This is a genomic window from Pedobacter petrophilus, assembly GCF_009674725.1.
Lineage (GTDB): Bacteria > Bacteroidota > Bacteroidia > Sphingobacteriales > Sphingobacteriaceae > Pedobacter > Pedobacter petrophilus.
In genome coordinates, this window is sequence record NZ_WKKH01000044.1 from 1 (window position 1) to 20,002 (window position 20,002).

General features: G+C 38.3%; 14 protein-coding genes. 5 read left to right on the forward strand and 9 right to left on the reverse strand.

Translation table 11 applies throughout. From position 1 onward, the window contains the following. Positions 1–642: 642 nt before the first annotated feature. A complete protein-coding gene (locus tag GJU39_RS19255) occupies positions 643–2,478 on the reverse strand; it encodes an ABC transporter ATP-binding protein (protein ID WP_154282633.1) in 1,836 nt (611 codons plus the stop codon). A 350-nt stretch (positions 2,479–2,828) separates the two neighbouring features. On the opposite strand from GJU39_RS19255, the gene GJU39_RS19260 reads away from it, so the two are divergent. Continuing rightward, positions 2,829–3,359: a DinB family protein gene (locus tag GJU39_RS19260; protein ID WP_154282634.1), complete on the forward strand. Its 531-nt coding sequence runs from the start codon at positions 2,829–2,831 to the stop codon at positions 3,357–3,359. 193 nt (positions 3,360–3,552) lie between these two features. On the opposite strand, the gene GJU39_RS19265 is transcribed toward GJU39_RS19260, so the two are convergent. The 6 genes from GJU39_RS19265 to GJU39_RS19290 all read right to left on the reverse strand — a co-directional run bounded on the left by GJU39_RS19265 (position 3,553) and on the right by GJU39_RS19290 (position 12,537). Continuing rightward, entirely contained in the window at positions 3,553–5,031 is a 1,479-nt protein-coding gene (locus GJU39_RS19265; RefSeq protein ID WP_154282635.1) for a redoxin domain-containing protein, read from the reverse strand. Between the two features lie 22 nt (positions 5,032–5,053). Beyond that, positions 5,054–6,433 (reverse strand): RagB/SusD family nutrient uptake outer membrane protein, encoded by a 1,380-nt coding sequence (locus GJU39_RS19270; RefSeq protein ID WP_154282636.1) that lies wholly within the window; start codon positions 6,431–6,433, stop codon positions 5,054–5,056. 9 nt (positions 6,434–6,442) lie between these two features. Further along, the gene (locus GJU39_RS19275; protein WP_154282637.1) at positions 6,443–9,832 is read right to left on the reverse strand and encodes a TonB-dependent receptor; all 3,390 of its coding nucleotides are present in this window, start codon (positions 9,830–9,832) and stop codon (positions 6,443–6,445) included. A 175-nt stretch (positions 9,833–10,007) separates the two neighbouring features. Continuing rightward, entirely contained in the window at positions 10,008–11,036 is a 1,029-nt protein-coding gene (locus GJU39_RS19280; protein ID WP_154282638.1) for a FecR family protein, read from the reverse strand. Between the two features lie 92 nt (positions 11,037–11,128). Further along, the gene (locus tag GJU39_RS19285; protein ID WP_154282639.1) at positions 11,129–11,719 is read right to left on the reverse strand and encodes an RNA polymerase sigma factor; all 591 of its coding nucleotides are present in this window, start codon (positions 11,717–11,719) and stop codon (positions 11,129–11,131) included. A 119-nt stretch (positions 11,720–11,838) separates the two neighbouring features. Continuing rightward, positions 11,839–12,537: an NUDIX hydrolase gene (locus tag GJU39_RS19290; protein ID WP_154282640.1), complete on the reverse strand. Its 699-nt coding sequence runs from the start codon at positions 12,535–12,537 to the stop codon at positions 11,839–11,841. A gap of 161 nt (positions 12,538–12,698) precedes the next feature. Here GJU39_RS19290 and GJU39_RS19295 point away from each other — a divergent pair, with 161 nt between their 5' ends. Genes GJU39_RS19295 through GJU39_RS19305 form a run of 3 tightly spaced genes read left to right on the forward strand, consistent with a single transcriptional unit; the run spans position 12,699 to position 16,659 of the window. Beyond that, positions 12,699–13,754 (forward strand): UDP-glucose--hexose-1-phosphate uridylyltransferase, encoded by a 1,056-nt coding sequence (locus GJU39_RS19295; RefSeq protein WP_154282641.1) that lies wholly within the window; start codon positions 12,699–12,701, stop codon positions 13,752–13,754. 25 nt (positions 13,755–13,779) lie between these two features. Further along, on the forward strand, positions 13,780–14,931 hold the full coding sequence (locus GJU39_RS19300) for a galactokinase (protein ID WP_154282642.1): 1,152 nt from the start codon (positions 13,780–13,782) through the stop codon (positions 14,929–14,931). 51 nt (positions 14,932–14,982) lie between these two features. Then, positions 14,983–16,659, forward strand: a complete 1,677-nt coding sequence (locus GJU39_RS19305) for a sodium:solute symporter family transporter (RefSeq protein WP_154282643.1) — start codon at positions 14,983–14,985, stop codon at positions 16,657–16,659. 435 nt (positions 16,660–17,094) lie between these two features. Here GJU39_RS19305 and GJU39_RS19310 read toward each other — a convergent pair whose 3' ends face one another. Then, positions 17,095–17,412, reverse strand: a complete 318-nt coding sequence (locus tag GJU39_RS19310) for an RNA recognition motif domain-containing protein (RefSeq protein ID WP_154282644.1) — start codon at positions 17,410–17,412, stop codon at positions 17,095–17,097. A 631-nt stretch (positions 17,413–18,043) separates the two neighbouring features. Here GJU39_RS19310 and GJU39_RS19315 point away from each other — a divergent pair. Then, positions 18,044–18,907: an OmpA family protein gene (locus GJU39_RS19315; RefSeq protein ID WP_154282645.1), complete on the forward strand. Its 864-nt coding sequence runs from the start codon at positions 18,044–18,046 to the stop codon at positions 18,905–18,907. A gap of 413 nt (positions 18,908–19,320) precedes the next feature. On the opposite strand, the gene GJU39_RS19320 is transcribed toward GJU39_RS19315, so the two are convergent. Continuing rightward, positions 19,321–19,842, reverse strand: a complete 522-nt coding sequence (locus GJU39_RS19320) for an RNA polymerase sigma factor (RefSeq protein WP_154282646.1) — start codon at positions 19,840–19,842, stop codon at positions 19,321–19,323. Positions 19,843–20,002: the final 160 nt, after the last annotated feature.

Sequence of the window (20,002 nt, forward strand, 5' to 3'; positions counted from 1 at the left end):
TGCTGGATCTTTTATGCTGAACAAAATTATATCCTGTCAGCAATTCTCAAAACCTATTTATACAAACTTACGATGACAATTTTTATAGATTAACTGCATTCAAATACATGATTCTTCCGTGTTTTCCTTGTTTCCGTGGCGAAATATAATTTTACTTCAACAAGCTCAGTATGACAGTTGATTTTGTTTCTTCGTGTTGATGATTCTATACTTCGACAGGCTGAGTATGACAATTTTTATAGATAACTGCATTCAAATACATGATTCTTCCGTGTTTTCCTTGTTTCCGTGGCAAAATATAATCGTACTTCAACAAGCTCAATATGACAGCTGATTTTGTTTCTTCGAGTTGATGATTCTATACTGCAATAGGCTGGGTGTGATCATGATTAACTGCACTCAAATACATGATTCTTCCGTGTTTTCCTTGTTTCCGTGGCGAAATATAGTCGTACTTCGACAGGCTCAGCATGACAGCTGATTTTGTTTCTTGGAGTTGATGATTCTATACTTCGAAGGCTGGGTGTGATCATGATTAACTGCATTCAAATACATAATTCTTCCGTGTTTTCCTTGTTTCCGTGTCGAAATATAATCGTACTTCGACAGGCTCAGGATGACAGGTTTTTTTTAATAAAACTTCTATTGATACCCCTTTGCCTGCAGGTTAAAAAGTTCGGCGTATCTGCCTTCTTTTACGAGTAATTCTGCATGTGTGCCCGATTCTAAAAGGGTTCCCTGATCTAAAACCAAAATCCGGTCTGCAAGACGTGCGGTAGAAAAGCGATGAGAAATTAATACTGCAGATTTTCCTTTGGTTAATTCTGCAAACCGTTGAAAAACTTCGTATTCGGCACGGGCATCCAAAGCGGCAGTAGGCTCATCCAGAATCAATACCTGTGCCTCTTTCATATAGGCCCTCGCTAAGGCTACTTTTTGCCATTCGCCACCAGAAAGTTCTATGCCGTCATTAAATTTTCTACCTAACCATTGCTCATAAGCACCGGGTAATTTTGCGGCCAGTTGATCTGCCAGACTTTCTTCTGCTGCTTTTTTAACCAGTTCTCGATTATCAATCTCTTTGATATTTCCAACCGCAATATTTTGATAAAACGTCATTTGATAACGGATATAATCCTGAAAGATGATGCCGAGATTGTGTCTTAGATCATCCAGATCATAAGATTTCAGGTCCTTCCCATCTAATAATATTCTTCCTTCTGTCGGGTCATACAACCTCGCCAGTAGCTTAACCAAAGTCGTTTTTCCAGCTCCATTTTCGCCTACCAGAGCTAGTTTCTCCCCGGGTCGGAGTTCGAAACTTAGATTTCTGTTTGCCCAACGTTCAGAATTATGGTACTGAAAACCTACATTTTCAAAAACGAAGCCTGTTTTGATCGGATTTGGAAATGGAATTGCATTTTCTGGTTTGGTAATTTTGGGTTTAATCTCAAAAAAGTCGATGAAATCATTGAGATAAATTGCACCCTGAGATACCATCGTAAATCTGGATAGCATGGTTTCCATCAAACCACTCAGTTGGCGAAATGAACCTGCCAGAAAGGTAAGACTGCCGACAGTTGATTTCCCGGCAACGGTATTGTAAATAATGAAGCCATAGGCAGCATAATAACCCAATGTGCCCAATATGGAAAAGAAAGTACCCCAGCCAGAACGACGCACTGCAAGTTTGCTATTATCCGAATAAAATTTATCGGATAGCATTTTAAACCTTCCAATCACAAAATCTGAAAGTCCGAAGATCTTTACTTCCTTGGCCGTTTCATCACTGGCACCTAAATAGCGAAGGTAATCCAGCTCCCTGCGTTCGGGCGTTTGACTGCGGGAAAGGGCGTAATTTTTACTGTTAAAATAAGATTCGCCTAAGAAAGAGGGGATAATTGCAAGTAATAATAACAGAATTAACCAGGGGTTGAAAGCAATTAATCCCGTAAGGAGAAAAGCCATTGAGATTAAATCCTGCACCTGACTCATTACCTGAGAGAGCAATACTGTTCTGCCGACCGTTTGCTGCCTTGCCCGTTCCAGTTTATCATAAAATACAGAATCTTCGAACTGATCTAAATCTAACGTTGCCGCATGCTTCATGATGCGCATGGAAGTATAGTTCGAAAATAAATCGCCCAGCAAACTGTCCGTTAAATTGATCATCCGGTTTAATCCGTCTGTGAGAATGGCGAGTCCAAACTCCAGCGCAACCAATTCCCAGAGTTTTTGCATATCGCCATGGCCAGCATGGCTATTTAACATCACCACCTCATCAATAATGAGCTTGCCTACATACAATAAGGCCACAGGCATAGCCGATCTTAAAATACGCAAAGTAAAACTGATAGCGGTTTTGCTCGGGCTGCTCTGCCAAACCAGCTTAAAAAAATCGGGAAGGTTTTTAAGCGAGGAGAGTCGGTCTTTAAAGGATATATTTTCTGTAGGGAAGGTATTTCTGTTTTTAGCCATTGATAAAAGAGAGAATACAAAGCTAAGCTTATTGCAGTATTTTGATGTAGCGCTACGGTAAAAAATGTTATTTACAAAATCGCGTATGTGCCCGGTTTATTTGTGATGAATAGATAATTATTTTTAGGTTTAAACATATAATAAAGATGCTGAATCAAGTTCCGCAGGACGATTCTTTTTTCGCATTTTGAGAAATCCTAAACATCACTTCATCCTGAATTTATTTTGGAACCTGCTCTCACAAAGAAGCAGCCAGGCAGAGCAGCTACGCATACATGGCTTTGTATGAAAAGTTTATTACCCTAAATCTAGTTCAAAACCATAATTTTGTTTTAATAAAACCAGATCATATGAAAATTATTAAACTATTAACAAGTGCATTTATGCTTCTTGCCATGGTAGGTACTGCAAAAGCACAAACCACCACTGCAGATGTATTAAAAGAGTGGGAGCGTGCTAAAGCCTACACCAAAGATTATTTAGAAGCGATGCCTGAGACAGGTTACGCGTTAAAGCCAACGCCGGCAATGAGATCTTTTGCCGAACAGATGTTGCACTTAGGTGCTGATAACTACGTTTTTGCTGCAGCTGCCATGGGAGAAAAAAATCCTGAAGGAATGGATCAGCTGGAAAAAACCAGCGGGAAAACAAAGGCTGCGGTAACCAAAAACGTATTGGATAGCTATGATTATGTTATTGCTACCATTAAAAAAATGAGCGCAACGCAACTAAACGAAAAAGTAAAGCTTTTTGATCGTTTTGAAATGAGCCGTGAGCTGGCTTTAGGCAAAGGATTTGAACACCAAACCCACCACCGCGGCCAAACCACTGTTTATATCCGCCTTGCCGGAGCAACTCCACCACAAGAAAAGTTATTTTAAATTTTTATGTTTTTCACTTTGCCACTGTCACGGTAAGGCACGAAGCGTCGCCAAACCTATGCGCACCCGGCGAAGATTACCTTCGGCTCAATCTACACTTATAGCTCTCCACAATAGCTTCAAAATAAAATCGCATTCAAACTTCCAAAAAATGGTTGTCTGAATGCGATTGTTAAAACTAAATCACTCGTATTTATCCCTTTCTCGCCATATCGATCATCATTGAAATTTCGTCGACAGCTGCTTCATTACCGCCATCAAAACCCATTAAATTGAATCTAATATTCCCCTGCGGATCGATGATAAATTTTGATGGAATTCCATTCACCTTGTAATCGCTTACCACTTTATTAATTTTCGTTTCAGGATCTTTATTATCCATCAATACTTCAAAATTGTAATTTTGCGATTTAATGTAATCTGCCGCATCTTTGGTAGGAGTTGGTGTTTTCTCCCAGGTATGAATAAATAAAAACTGCACTGTGGGATCATTTTTATATTTATTTACAGCCATTTGCATCGCCGGGAAAGAAGCCTTACATGGCCCGCACCAGGTTGCCCAGAAATCCAGAATCACCGTTTTGCCTTTCAAACTGCTCAGGGTTACCTGCTTGCCATCAAGATCAGTTAAGGTGAAATCCATGGCTGGTTTTTTAACCATTTCCTTGTTTAGTTTTTGCTGAAGATTGGCAATAATCCCCTTTCTGATTTCTGCTGCATACTGCTCGAAACCAGCGTCACTACCTTTTATTTTGGTATAAAGCTTTTTGAATGTGGCACTCATTTCATCATCAGCCTTGCCTGATTTTACCGCCGTTTCTAATTTTTCATAAGCTTCCTGGTTTCTACCCAAAGCCATTAAGATTTTAGCATATTGAAAATTTGACCTTGGCGACGCCGTTTGGGGGTTTTTAGATGCTAATTCTGCATACTTAAGTGCTTCCTTATAATTTTTTTGCTCGAATAAAATGTTGGCATAGGTCATGGTTAAACCGGGATAACCTGAAGCCGCAAATTTGGAGGAATTTTCATTAGGCAATTTTCCATCATAATACACCTTAGCATTTTCCATCGCCTTTTTATAGTAGATGGATGCATTTTTTAAATCTCCGTTTTTATAAAATTGTTCCGCTAAACCACCGTAACCATTTCCTTTCCAAAAATCAACCAGCAGCTTATTGGCATATTCAATGGCTTTAGCTGTATTTTTTTCTTCAGCATAACCGCTCGCAATGCTGCTGGTCACATAATCATAAGTAATCAGGTCATCACCACTATAGTTAGCAGGCGGAAACTTTTTAATCCAGGTTTTATAGGCTTTTTCTTTTTCAACTGGAGTTTTCAATGGGAAAATTTCATCAGCAGCCACTTTATTTCTGGCACGCATACCGTTTGGAAATTTTGTTAACTGTACTTCCAGTAACGAATCAGTAGCCTTCTGGTTTTTTAGCCGAAAATAATAGTTAATGGCTAGATCCATATCCTTTTCGCTGTTTGATGCAGCAAGTGTTCCCAGTTTGCTGTTTAACAATGTTTTGTCTGTAGGATTTGAAGAGGCAATTAGCTTATCCAGGTAAATTTTTGTGCTATCAAGTGGTTTAGTTTGCGCGCTCAACTGAGCCGACGTTGCTGTTAGAGCAAGGGAGGTGAGTATGATATTTAAAGATTTCATCGTTTTAAAATTTAGGTAATTTTTAATTGTATCCAGGGTTTTGAGTTAGTGCATTATTGATTAAAATCTGCGACTGGGGGATTGGGTATAAAACAGAAGTTGACTTCCAGGTGGTTGGTTTCAAACTTCCCAATACGGCATCAGCACGAGTGGTTCTTTTTAAATCAAACCACCGGTGACCCCATTCGCCAAACAATTCTACTTTCCTTTCTTGCTCAACTGCTGCTAACATTTGTGCCTGATTGAAAGTTGCATTTATTCCAGGCAGACCAGCTCTCGTTCTGATCGCATCTAAATCCAGTTTGGCGCCACTTAAGTTGTTTAATTGTGCCCGCGCTTCTGCACGGATGAGGTATTGCTCGGCAAATCGCAAAACAACGTTGTATTCATTACCGGTTCCGGACGATAGCTTGAATTTGCTTATCCCATATAATACTTTGCCTGAAACGGTTTTTGGCGCTACCCAATTCGTTCTGCGTAGATCGACAACGCTTTCAAAACTTCGATAAGTGGTTTCAGACAGAGAAAAGGCAGGAATCGTTGTAGCACCTACAGTAACATAATTACCTCCAAATAGGGAAATACCTGTTAAATTTCCGATTTGCCAAATGATCTCGTTACTGTTATTTACAAACGCAACGTCCGGCGTAGGCAGACTATAAACACCACTACTGATTACCTGCGTAGCCTGAAGTTCAGCGTTAGCGTAATCTTTTTGGTAAAGATAAACGCGTGCCAGGAGTGCTGTTGCAGCATATTTATTAATTCTGCCTCTAAATGTACCCACGTATGCAACTGGCAAAGAAGCCTGCGCCTCGGTTAAATCTTTAATGATTTGAGCATAAACCTGTGCTGATGATGTACGTGGTAAAGCAGCATTTTCAAAGGCAGAATAATCGTCTTTTAATGGGAGAGGAACATCGCCAAACAAGTTCACTAAATAGAGATAAACAAAGGCCCTTATAAACTTCGCTTCACCTAAAAGTTGGTCTTTTACGGAAGGGGTTAGTGTGGTAGACGCGGTAAGTCCACTAATGGCATTATTTGTGTTTTTAATGAGTGAGTAAGAATTTCCCCAGACACTATTTGCATTGCTAGCATTTGTGGTAGTAATCGCATTATTAGCAAATTCCTGAAATATGGGATCTGTCGAATTGTATTGAAGATCATCAGCTGAAATGCCCGTTAGGAAGGTGAAATTTCCAATAGTTGATGTAGTAACATTGTTTGAATATAATCCTAACACTACACTCTGTGCCGATGCATCTGTTTTAAAAGCGTCAGCAAATAAAATTTGAGTAGGAGGGGCGCCCAATTCTACGAATTTTTTACAGGATGGAGCCGAAACTACTATGGCAAGAATCAATGTTTTGTATATGAAATTTTTATAAGCTTTTCTCATGATTTCTAATTAGAATGAACAGTTAACACCAAATACAATTGTTCTTAATGGAGGCAAAACCTGACCAATTACACCTGTGCCTAATCCAGGAGGACCGCCTTGAACAGTGGTTTCCGGATCCAAAATGTATTTGTTTTTAGCCCATGTAAACAGATTCTGACCCTGAACAAAAACACTGGCACTGGATATCTTAACCTGTTTTAGCCAATCTTGAGGAATGTTATATGACAGATTAACGGATCTTAACTTCAGGTAGGAAGCATCTCCATATACTGCATCGGACGAGGTGTACAAGTTATAAGATGCGGCTATTGCTGTGCCGGCAGTTGCTGATGCACCCGGATTGCTAGCGTTTAGATTACCTGGTGTCCATCTGTCAAGCCAGTAATTATTTTGATTAGAAAGGGCGCCTGGTCTCGTGTTTAATATTTGGGTCACTCCAAAGCGATGGTTAAACTGGAAGAAAATACCTAGCTCAAATCCTTTGTAAGTAAATGTGTTATTAAATCCTCCAAAAAATGGCGTTCCCAAATCGGCTACATAACGGTCATTGATGTTAATAGTGCCATTTCCATCTTTATCTTCGTATATCGCTGCACCATTCACTGGATTGACACCTAGATAATGATACAGTCTAAACAAATTTATTGATTCTCCCACTACATAAGTCGAAGCCGAAAATGATTTATCTAAATCCGGAAATTCAAGTAATTTATTGTCCGTAAATGTGAAATTTACATTTGTTTTCCAACTGAAATCTTTACTGATAATATTGGTGCTATTAAGTTCCAGCTCCAAACCTTTGTTTTGAATTAATGCTGGTAAATTGGTTTGATAGGCATTATAACCACTTTGTGTAGCCAAGGCATTAAATGCAATTTGGTCTGAAGATCTGCTTCTGTAATAATTTGCCGTAAATGAAATCCTGTCATTTAAGAAACCTAAGTCAATAGCAAATTCTAATTTTTTAGTTGTTTCCCATTTGATTTCTTCATTAGGTATTGTGGTAACAACTGTAGCTGCATTTCCTAAATATGTATTTGTACTTGAATACAAAGGGAGGTATATGAAATTAGAAATTTGGTCATTGCCTGTAGTGCCAAAACTGCCTCTTAGTTTGCCAAAACTCAAAAAAGGTAAATTATCTTTTACAAAAGTTTCTTGTGTAAAGATCCATCCAGCCCCAAGAGCACCAAAATTACCGAAGCGATTTGTGGGGCCGAACCTTGATGAACCATCTCTTCTAAAGGTAGCATTGATCAGGTATTTTTCCTGCCAATCATAATTTACTTTTGCAAACACAGCATTGTATTTATATTTAACTATGTTATTGTAATTAACAGTGGTTGTACCAGCTGCGCCTAAAGTGCCTAAAAGTGCTTCATTACTATAATTGGTTCCTGCCAATGAAAGTCCATTGGAAGAGTTTTGCTGGAAACTCGTTCCAATAAGGGCGGTTAACCTCCCTCTACCCAGGGTTTTTACATAATCTAGCGTAGGTTCTATAATCCAATTTTGTGCATTTAAATTTGTAAATGTTGCAGAACTTAAAGGGTTATTTGCCGGGTTTGCGGATGATGCAGGGATTGTTGCAACCTGGTCCAATCTTGTATTCGTATATCCAAAATTCGCTTTTACATTTAATCCTGGTAAAACTTCATATTTAAGATTAGCGTTTCCTATTAAATTATTAGTTACTCCCGTATATCTTCTCAACAAATTTGCCAATGGGTTGGTAAAGTTATTAGACCAGAACAATTTGCCAGTAGCATCGTATAAGGGGAGGTTAGGAGGCAGGTTATAAACTGATGCAAGATCAGAAGTAGGAAGATTTGTATTATCATTTGTATAACTCACGGAAAACGATGCCATAAACTTCTTGTTTTGCGAGCTGTGATCAAGATTTAGTCTCGAAGAGAAACGCTTACTGCTATTCTCCCCTAAAAAAACGGTGCTTTCTCTACGATAAGCAGAATTAAAAAAGAAACGGGTTTGGTCGTTTCCACCAGACATGGATCCCTGAATTTCATTCACATGGCCGCGGTTGCCAATTAATAACTTTTGGAAGTCTGTCGAATTATTTTGATCCCATAGGGTTAAATCTGGTGCGTTGGTTGCATTCGGAGTAACACCATCATTCTGAAAAGCTTCTTTTCTAAGCGCCAGATATTGTTGCAGATCTAATGTAGGAATGAAGCGATTAAGTTCTGTTAAGCCGGTATTTAAATTCAGACCAATTTTTACCCGGCCGGATGAACCCTTTTTTGTGGTGATTAATACCACGCCATTTGCACCTCTGGAGCCATAAATTGATGTCGCATCCGCATCTTTCAAAATGTCTATTCTCTCAATATCAGATGGATTGATCATGCCAAAAGGGCTTATACCGCCACTTGCACCAGAAGTTCCAAAGGCATTTAAATTATCGGTTGGAGGAGAACCACCATTAAAATTAGTAAACGGAACACCATCAATTACATATAGTGGTATTCCACCAGAAGATAAAGAATTCTGGCCACGGATTTGTACCTGAATGGTACTCCCAGGTACACCATTGTTCTGTCCGATCAACACTCCGGACATTCTGCCTGCAAGTGCTGCCAGTGGGTTTCCAACAGGCTGTTTTTCAATTTCTTTAGAAGTAATCGAAGCAACAGAACCCGTATTTAACTTTCTGGTGGTAGTACCATAACCAATCACCTGTACTTCGTTCAAACTACCCGCTTCCGGAACCAAAGCCGTTTTTAACGAGGTTGTTTTCTCATCAACGGCTATTTCTCTGGTTACATAACCCACATAACTGAATATGATGCTAATGGTTTTTCCTGTAGGAATGTTAACACTATAGTGCCCATATTGATCAGATGCGGTACTGAAACTTTTATCTCCTTTTATGCGAATAGATACACCAGGGAGTGGATTCCCAATTTCATCGGTTACCATTCCAGTTAAACGGGTATCTTTTACACTTTCAGTAGTGTTTACCACAGTGAGCTTGGAAACTAGGATTTTATCTCCTACCTGATGATAGGTGAGTCCGGTTCCTTTTAAAATAAAATCTAACGTTTCTTTAACCGTTCTTGAGGCTAATGGCATACTTACCGGCACAATATCTTTAAGGTCGTTATTGCGGTAAATAAATCGAAACGGACTGTTTTGCTCTATTTTTTTGATAGCTGAAGTAATGGTTTCCTCTTGCAGTTTGATTGTAACTTGTACCTGCTGAGTAGATTGGCCATTCACTTCGGTAGCAAACAGGCATTGAAGAGAGGTGATGAATACGATAGCAATAATTAGGCTGGTACGCATAAGCTGACGAATTAAATATCGTGTTTGGGGTGATGCAGTGAAGAAAACATATTTCTTCCTGTCCTCTGCCGATTGTGCAGAAAAATACATAGTTTTAAATGTTTTAAATGAATCTTAGAAAATTGTTTAAACGCCCAGATACAGTTAGCGCTGTATCTGCAACGACTCCTTGTTTAGCGGCAAGGAGTTTTTTATTCATTTAAATTCGCAGCTGGTAAGTTTTTTTCATTTTGTTTGGTTTAGTTGATTGATTACTGGTTATTGATCATTCACATCCTTCGCCCTTGATGGTTATGCCGCCGGCGTTAGTTTGGTATTGTGCATTATTATAGGAGCAGATAATTTTTAGAATTTCATCCAATGATTCTCCCTTCAGGAAGGTTGCAGTAAACCTGCATCTTTTTGAATCTTTATGATCAACGGTAATGGTGGTATTAAATCGCTTTGATAGTACCTGGGCTGCTTCGTCCAGTGAGGTGTCATCAAAGAAAATATCGCTTTCCTGCCATTGAACGGTATTCCTGGCAACAACCCTGGCAAGATTAGCCTGTTTATCTTTCTTGTTAAAAACAATTTGCTGGTTAGGGGTTAACACAGCCAGCACAGCATTGCTATCCAGTACACTTACTTTTCCCCGGGTTACGGTCACTGAAATTTCATGGTCGCGCTCGTATGCCTTAATGTTAAATGCAGTTCCTAAAACTGTAGTGATTAATTTTCCTGTATGCACAGTGAAGCTTCTTTTAATGTCATGCCTGATGTCAAAATAACCCTCTCCTTTTAAAATAACGGTTCGCTCTCGCCCAAAAACTTTTGGATAACTGATGGAGCTGTTATTATTTAAGATCACTGTGCTGCCATCTGGCAAGGTTACTTTTTGATGTTCATTACCGGTTTTAACAGTCAGCAACTTTACCAACTCATCATGTTTTTCTACCTTGGTGGATGTTTTAGCCGTTATAGTTGCAGAAGTTTTCGCTTTGTTGTTGAAAAAAAATGTAGCTCCGCAGATGACAAGAATTGCCGCCGCCCAACCTAACCACTGAATGGAAAGATTTGGCATTTTCTGATTTCTTTTAGCCTTGCGGGATAAAACACGATTCAAAATTAAATCAGCTTTAGCTTGGGAAACTTCTGCTTCCTGGCTTTGGTTCCAAAAATTATCCATCACCAAATTAAGAACTGTATCATTGTCCGCGTTCCTTACGATCGCCATAAACTCCTTAAATTCAGCAGGAGAACACGTTTTACTCACGTACTTATCAAATAAATAGGCAGATCTTTCCTGTTCCATTTTGTTTGGTTTGTGCTAAGATGACGGTAGATCGTCTATAGCCATTTAAATAATGACAATCTTGAAGAAGAAAGGAGGTAGTAAAGATTAAATTATTTAATAAAAAATAGTAAAAGGGGCACTACTTTTATTTCATCGTGTATAATCAGGAAGTTTTTGATTGATTTAATGGCGTCTCTGAGGTGTGTTTTTACTGTTAGCGGAGAAATGTTTAGCTTTTGGGCAACATCCTTTTGTTTTAAGCCTTCAATATGGCAGAGATTATAAATTAACTTTTGCTGAGGCGGAAGTTTTTCGATGGCGGTTTCCAATAACTTCTTAGTTTCCCTGAACTGGATTTCATTTTCAGTGCCCGAATCAATATCTGTGGTGTTTTGGTTAGCAATCTGATGTTTTTTTTGTTCAAGAGCAACTTTTTTCAAGGCATTTAGGGTTTCATTTCTAGCTATTGTTCTTAAAAATCCTCCAAAATTTTCAATTATTGGTAAACTTTGTCTTTTTACCCAAAGCTTGATGAATACATCCTGAACGATTTCTTCAGCTGCGGTTTCTTCCTGAAGAATTGCTAAAGCATAACCATAAACCTTATTCCTGTAGAAATTAAAAAGAATGCCGAAAGCTTGTTGATCTCCGGTGGCAATATTTGCCAGGATCAACTTTTCATTCGCCAGTTCCTTTTGCATGGTGCTAATATATCAATTAAACTAATTTTTGAGTTTCATTATTTTAATTTGGGAGCATTTATTGTAGTTTTTTCACGACTATTTCTATATTAAAGGCAATGTGCAGGTTGGAACTTTCGTTATATTTTCAAATTGGGAATGAAGTTTAAAAATGCCTGGAAATTTGCCTTATATTTCTTTTTATCTAATTTAAAGTAAAATGCACCTTTTTTAGAGCCAGATTTATCCTTCTCTTCCAGTTTAATTAATAAACCAGTCGAGCTAATTTTTCTGCTGAAATTCCGGGTATCTATTTTGGTGTCGTTTACCTCTTCAAAAAGCATCTGTAGCTGAGGAAGCGTAAACTTTTTAGGTAACATTTCAAAAAGAATAGGGTGGAGGGCAGCCTTATAACGAAGCTTTTTTCGCGCATCAGAAACCATTTGAGCATGGTCGAAGATTAACTTCGGACTTTCACTAATTAAAAACCACTCTGCATGATATTCATCGCTCAGTTGTGCCTGGTATTTATTGATGTCAATTAAAGCAAAATAACCTACAGATAGTGTGCGTTCAATAGGGTCTCTGTCGGGCTCGCCATAAATTTGTAATTGCTCGAGGTAGATCCCTTCCAGGCCGGTGTTTTTTTTCAATACCCTGTTTGCAGCATCATCAGGACTTTCGTTTGCGCCTACAAAACCACCAATTAAACTCCATTTGTTAATTTCTGGCTCTAAACCTCTTTTAACCAATAACAACTTTAGGCGCTCGCCATCAAAACCAAAAACTATACAATCTACAGCTACCAGATAATGCGGCTGGCCCGAATATTCAATCATTCTGAAACTAAATTAAATCTGCCTGAATATCTTCAAATTTTTGCGAAAATAGAAATTATAAATAAATTATTAAATGTCATTTTGACAAATAATAATTTATTTATAATTTAGCCGAACACAAAGTTCAATTTGCAGACCAACATTCTAATCAATACTATAATATGAGTAATTCGTTTGATCTCGATTCAAATCCTCACAGAAGATTAAATATACTTACTGGCGAGTGGGTACTGGTATCTCCACACCGTACCAAACGGCCCTGGCACGGTAAGGTTGAAGACCTTGCAGCAGACAATCGTCCGGAGTACGACCCGAAATGTTACCTGTGTCCGGGCAATGACCGTGCAGATGGTGATGTGAATCCGGATTATAAAGAAAGTTTCGTTTTCAAAAATGACTTTTCAGCTTTGCTGGAAGATACGCCTGCAGATAGCCTCAATGATGATGACTTATTAGTAGCTAAAAATGAACGCGGGATCTGTAAAGTAATTAGCTTCAGTCCGAAGCACAACTTAACCCTGCCCGAACTTACTGTAAGTGAAATCACTGCTGTTGTTAATCTTTGGCAAAAAGAGTACAATAGCCTTTCGGAAAATGAATGGATTAAATACATTCAGATTTTCGAAAACAAAGGCGAAATTATGGGTTGCAGCAATCCGCATCCACATGGGCAGATCTGGTCGCAGAGTGAAGTGCCAATGGAAATCGTGAAAGAAACTGAACGTCAGAAAAATTACTATGCCGTTCATCGCGCCAGCATGTTATCGGCTTATCTAAAGCTCGAATTAAAAAAGAATGAGAGAGTAGTTTTTGAAAATGAGCATTTTGCAGTTTTGGTTCCTTTTTGGGCAGTTTGGCCATATGAAACGATGATCATCAGCAAAAGGCATGTCAACAGCATCAAGTTTTTTAACATGGCAGAAAAGCAGGCGCTTGCTGAAGCGATAAAAGCACTCACAACGAAATATGATAACCTTTTCGAAACTTCATTTCCTTATTCTGCCGGAATGCATCAGGCTCCGGTAAATGATGGCGATCATCCTGAATGGCATTGGCACATGCATTTTTATCCGCCACTGCTTCGTTCGGCAACGGTGAAAAAATTTATGGTAGGTTACGAAATGCTGGCCAATCCACAACGTGATATTACACCGGAGTTTGCCGCAAACCGGTTGAAAGAATTGGCTACCGAACACTATAAAACAACAAAACCCTAACCAAAAAATAAAATAATTAGTGCAAATGGATATTGAACGTTTAAGAAAAGCATTCAGAGATGTTTTTCAAACTGAGCCGGTTTTGGTTAAATCTCCCGGAAGAATTAACATCATTGGCGAGCATACAGATTACAATGAAGGCTTTGTAATGCCTGCAGCCATCAATAAGGCAATTTATGTAGCGGTTTCTAAAAGAGAAGATGATGAAATTCACTTATACTCTGAAAGTTATCAGGCATCTTATCAGTCTTCAGTTGCTGCGATTGAAATTTCTGATCTTGGCTGGGCAAATTACGTACTTGGTGTGGCTGATCAGATCGTAAAAAGGGGTTATAAAATTGCAGGTTTCAACCTCTACCTGGATGGAAATGTTCCACTGGGGGCCGGTCTTTCTTCATCAGCTGCGCTGGAATGTGCTACAGCATTTGCCATTGATTACCTGAATGATCTTCAGATTTCGCAAATGGATCTTGCTTTGATCTCACAAAAAGCGGAGCATGTATTTGCAGGCGTAAACTGTGGCATTATGGATCAGTTTGCCTCGGTATTTGGTAAAAAAGATCATGCGGTTTTACTGGATTGCCGATCGATGGAGTATGAATATATCCCATTGAAATTAGATGGCTACAAATTCGTTTTGCTAAACACAAATGTGAAACACTCGCTGGCCGATTCTGCCTATAATAAAAGAAGATTGCAATGCGAACAGGGAGTAGCCTGGATTAAAATGCATCATCCTGAAGTGAACAGTTTAAGAGATGCCGATTTGAAAATACTCAAAGACTATGTTGAACCTAAAGATACCGAGGTTTATCAGAAATGTAAATTTGTAGTTGAAGAAATTGCAAGGATTCAACAAGCAGCAGCAGCACTAAAACAAGGCAATTTAGTGGCTTTGGGTGAGCTGATGCTGGCCACACATGAAGGTCTGAGTAAAGAATACGAGGTAAGTTGCAAGGAACTGGATTTTCTGGTTAATTATGTGAAAAATCTTGATTACGTTTTGGGCGCCCGGATGATGGGTGGCGGCTTTGGCGGTTGTACGATTAATATCGTGAAAGACGAAGAAATTGATTCTTTAATTGCGACAGTTAGTACGCTTTATTCAAAAGAATTCGGCCTTACGCTCGATACTTATATTGTAGAAACGGCCAATGGTTCAGAGTTAATCGCTTAACAGTAAGTTGATTTCGTAAAGCACATAAATAATAACTAAACAAATAAATGAATGAAAAATAATATTCTCGATACGAAAGATTACATCGTTTTTGCGGTGTACTTTGTAATTGTGGCGGCTTATGGCCTCTATATTTACAATAAGAAAAAATCGGCATCAACAGGCTCTAAAGATTACTTTTTAGCAGAGGGATCGCTTACCTGGTGGGCGATTGGTGCCTCACTAATTGCGTCGAATATCTCGGCAGAGCAGTTTATTGGCATGAGTGGATCTGGTTTTAAAATGGGACTCGCCATTGCTACTTATGAATGGATGGGAAGTTTAACCCTCATCGTGGTGGCAGTATTTTTTATCCCGGTTTACCTGAAGAATAAAATCGCAACCATGCCACAGTTCCTGCACCAGCGTTACAATGGTACTGTTGCCATGATTATGGCGGTTTTCTGGTTGCTGCTTTATGTTGTTGTAAACCTAACCTCTATCCTTTACTTGGGTGCACTGGCTGTAAGCAGTATTTCTGGTTTCAACCTGGAACTGTGTATGTATGCCATTGCTGCTTTTGCCATTATTATTACCCTTGGCGGGATGAAAGTAATTGGATATACCGATGTAATTCAGGTTTTCTTCCTGATTTTAGGGGGTTTAGCCACCACATATCTGGCCTTAAACCTGGTTTCAAGTCATTACGGAACAACAGGTATTTTTGAAGGTTATAGTTTAATGACCACTAAAGCTTCAGAGCATTTTCAGATGATTTTAAAACCTGATAACGAAAATTATATCGACTTACCAGGTTTAAGTGTGCTGATCGGTGGAATGTGGATTGTAAATTTAAACTATTGGGGTTGTAATCAATACATCACGCAACGTGCGCTTGGTGCAGATTTGAACACTGCCAGAGGTGGTTTATTATTTGCTGCATTCTTAAAATTGTTGATGCCAATTATTGTGGTGCTTCCGGGTATCGCAGCTTACGTACTTTACAAAGATGGTGCCTTCCAAACGGAGATGTTGCAGGATGGTTCTGTAAACCCGGATCGTGCCTATCCGGTATTATTAAATTTGCTTCCGGCAGGTTTAAAAGGTTTATCATTTGCGGCTTTAACGGCAGCTGTAGTGGCATCATTGGCAGGTAAGGCAAATAGTATTGCAACAATTTTTACGTTAGATATTTACAAAAAAGTAATCAATCCAATGGCTACTGAGAAGAACCTTGTTTTAACCGGAAAAATCTCCATTATCGTAGCCATGATTTTAGGTGTTTTAATCGCACCTCACCTGGGTATCGATAAAAAAGGAGGTTTCCAATACATCCAGGAGTACACCGGTTTCGTTTCGCCTGGTATTTTTGCCATGTTCATATTAGGTTTCTTTTGGAAAAGAACAACATCAAACGCCGCTTTATTCGCTACTATTGGTGGTTTCGGAATGTCGTTATTGTTAAAGGCTTTACCCAACCTAACTGATCTTTCGTGGCTCTCTGGTGCAGGCTTCGCAGTGAAAAATGCTGCAGGGATTTACGAAATTCCTTTCCTTGACAGAATGGGCTTTGTATTTGTTTTCTGTATCATCGGTATGGTGATCATCAGCTTATTTGAAAACAGAAAAGGCGTAAATCCAAAAGGATTGGACATTGATGTCAGCATGTTTAAAACATCGACAAGTTTTGCTGTTGGAACATTAATTATTATAGGAATGTTGGTGGCACTTTACAGCGTTTATTGGTAGCTATTTTCTAAATAGCTTTTTTATGAGAGTTAAGGGATAGCAGCTTCGGTTGTTATCCTTTTTTTATACACTAACCAAAACACTATTGTGTAAAAATAGTAAGGCATTAAGAAAAATAATTGTGGCTCAAGCATCTTAATGCCTTTGTTTCATTAGATGGAAATGGGAGGATATACAACACTTTTTTGAGATAATTTATCCAGGTAGACGGGATTTACTACGATAGAAAGTTATAATATTTGCGGTATCGGTTTGGCTTCTTAGCCAACCCAAATGCTAACGTTTGGAAACATTAAAAAAAATTATAGCTCAAGCCTCTTAAAGCCTTAATGTTTAATTTTTTTTAGAAACCTTACTCTGCAGCAGGATTTACAAAATTTCTTCTTAAACTAAAGTCAGGAAAGCAAGCAGAAAACTGAAAGATGATAAAAGCTATTAGCGTTGCAAACGTGGTCTCTTAGACTTAAAAGCGTCAGTTGGTCTAGGCTTCGGTGCTGGTTTTTTAGGCGCAACTTCTTCAGATAGCTTAACGGTAATCACATTGCCTTTAAAGGTTTCGCCATTTAGCATGGAAATAATGTTTTTGGCATCGTCAAGGCTGGCTACCTCAATAAACGCATAACCTTTACATTTTCCGGTTGCCCGGTCACGAACAACTTTAATGGTGTCTATTTTACCATGTAGGCTAACAAAAATTGCTAAATCCATTTCCTGAATATTATCTGCCAGGCCACCAACGAAAAGCTTGTTCATTTTAAGAATGTTATATGATGATTCATATCGCTTTTGATAACATTTTCTTCAGCGATAAGTTTTGTATTTAATTATGTTGCAAAATAAAACTTTAAACTTGTGAAAACAAATCAAATTTTACCTTAAAGACGTATAAATAATTGGATTAGTATGACTTCGCCTGGATTTTTCATAATTATTTTCTCTCTTTTTCTTGTGTTTTCTAAAATCTTATCCACTGCTAGAATTACTAAAACGTTTTGTAGTGATGAAGATCGTTACCATCAACCGTAAATTCTCAAAACCAGAAAGCATAGCTTTCTTCAATTAATATTTTATTTTCCGAACCTATTCACAATCTACTTAGTCTGTTAATAATGCTGATGATTTATATCATCATGCTAATTCACAGTATCACGAAGCGTGAGGGTTAGACCAACTCTTCCATAAATCACTTTATCATACGTGGAATAAAGTGATAACCATGGCAAATGTTAACAAAGATCTTGTACGTAATTTTAGTTTTTTCGCTATAAAACAAACGGTAACTTTCGATTTAGTTAAGATTAACACACTTAAATAATGCGCAAAGGCAGTTTAAACTTTACGGCAAGGAATTTGTTAAATATTCAGCTATAAAAAAGATACGATTATGAAATTTTACAAATCAATCCCGATAATGCTCTTAGCCGGAATAATGATTTCCGGTTGTGTAAGCAACAAAAAATATACTGAACTGCAAGATACTTACTCTAAATTAAGAGAAAGAAATCAAGAGTTGAGTAATAAATACCAGGATAGTCAACGGGAGCTTTCAGGTTCCAGCAGTAGGGTAAAAAGTTTAGAGGAGCAAATTGCTTCAGAAAAATCTAATGTTGCCGCTTTACAGGAAGCATTGAATAAATGTTTAAATTCCAGCAGCCAGGGAAATGTGAACATCTCCAAATTGGCAGATGAAATTAACAGTTCCAATAAATACATCAAACAGCTGGTAAATGCTAAAAACAAGAGCGACTCCCTTAATATGGTGTTAACGAATAACCTGACCCGATCTTTAAGCAGAGAAGAATTGAGCGGTGTAGATGTTCAGGTATTAAAAGGCGTGGTTTATATCTCCCTAGCCGATAACATGCTTTATAAATCTGGTAGTTTTGAGGTTTCTGATAAAGCAGGAGAAACGTTAAGTAAAATTGCAAAAATCATTACTGATTACAATACTTATGATGTTTTAATTGAAGGTAATACAGATAACGTGCCCATTACGCAGCCTAATATCAGAAATAACTGGGATTTAAGTGCCTTGAGGGCATCTTCCGTGGTGCAGGTATTGCAGACAAAATATGGAGTAGATCCTAAACGGTTAACAGCAGGTGGGCGAGGAGAATTCAATCCTATTGCAGACAATGCAACCCCAGCTGGTAAATCACAAAACAGAAGGACGCAGATTATCATTACACCTAAACTGGATCAGTTTATGGATTTGATCGGTAAAGCGCCGGAACAATCACAAAAATAACCTTATAAAATTAAGGGCAGTCTTTCAAAGGCTGCCCTTTTTTTGTGCCTGGAATTTGAAGGTTGCATCTGCTTTGCAAATAGACGCAGGCTTTTACAAAGCATGTAAAAACACCAGGCGATGGCTGAGCATAAGGGTTGCAAAAAAACGTTTAGGCTTGTGCAAACAGATCAGATCTTTTCTTAATGAGATTTGAATTTGCTGTTCATCGGCATTGCCTAAGTTTTGAAATAGAAAATGTTTACGGTGTCGTTTTCCTACTTTCGACTGATGTTTCAGTTAGTCGGTATTGATAATACTTTGTTCCTCAAAAAGGACCGGACCGCTTCATGTTTATGAGCGTGAAATATGATTATGTTGGAAAGAAAAAGGCATAAAAAAGCCTCAGCTGTTTCAAACTGAGGCTTCCACTACTATGCGCTATACGCTTCTTTTGCGTAGGTTTTTAAATATTTTTTTAGCATTTCTCTTGCCACATGGATCCTTGTTTTTACGGTGCCCAGCGGAATCTGCAATTCATCTGCAATTTCATGGTACTTAAAACCTTCAAAGTATTTAATAAAAGGTACACTGTAAACTTCTGGTAAATGGTTTAATGCTTTTTGAATATCATCAACAATCATTTTTCCAACACTTGCATTTTTTTCAGCGCTATACATCAGGTTTGCTGATGAAATCTCATCATCCTGCGTAATTAATGTTTTCGCTTTTGCCGATTTGCGGTAATTGTTGATAAATGTGTTTTTCATTATTACAAAAAGCCAGCCTTTGAAGTTCGTACCTTCTTGAAAGTTTTGATAGAATCTAATGGCTTTCAACATCGTGTCTTGTACCAAATCGTTTGCATCTTCGATATCTTTAGTGAAATTTAAAGCATGCATTTTTAGCGATAGGGAATGGCTGTTAACCATATTATTAAATTCGAACTGTGTCATGATGTTTTAGGTTAAGGATGTACTTTTTGCCAACAAATGTTATACCAAAAGATCATGTTAAAAGCCTTGGGCTGATTATTCAATTGGGCTAAAAACGCTCATAAGAGCGTTATTTGGGCAATTCTCCTTCAGATTTATGTTACGGCTTAGTGATAGAAAA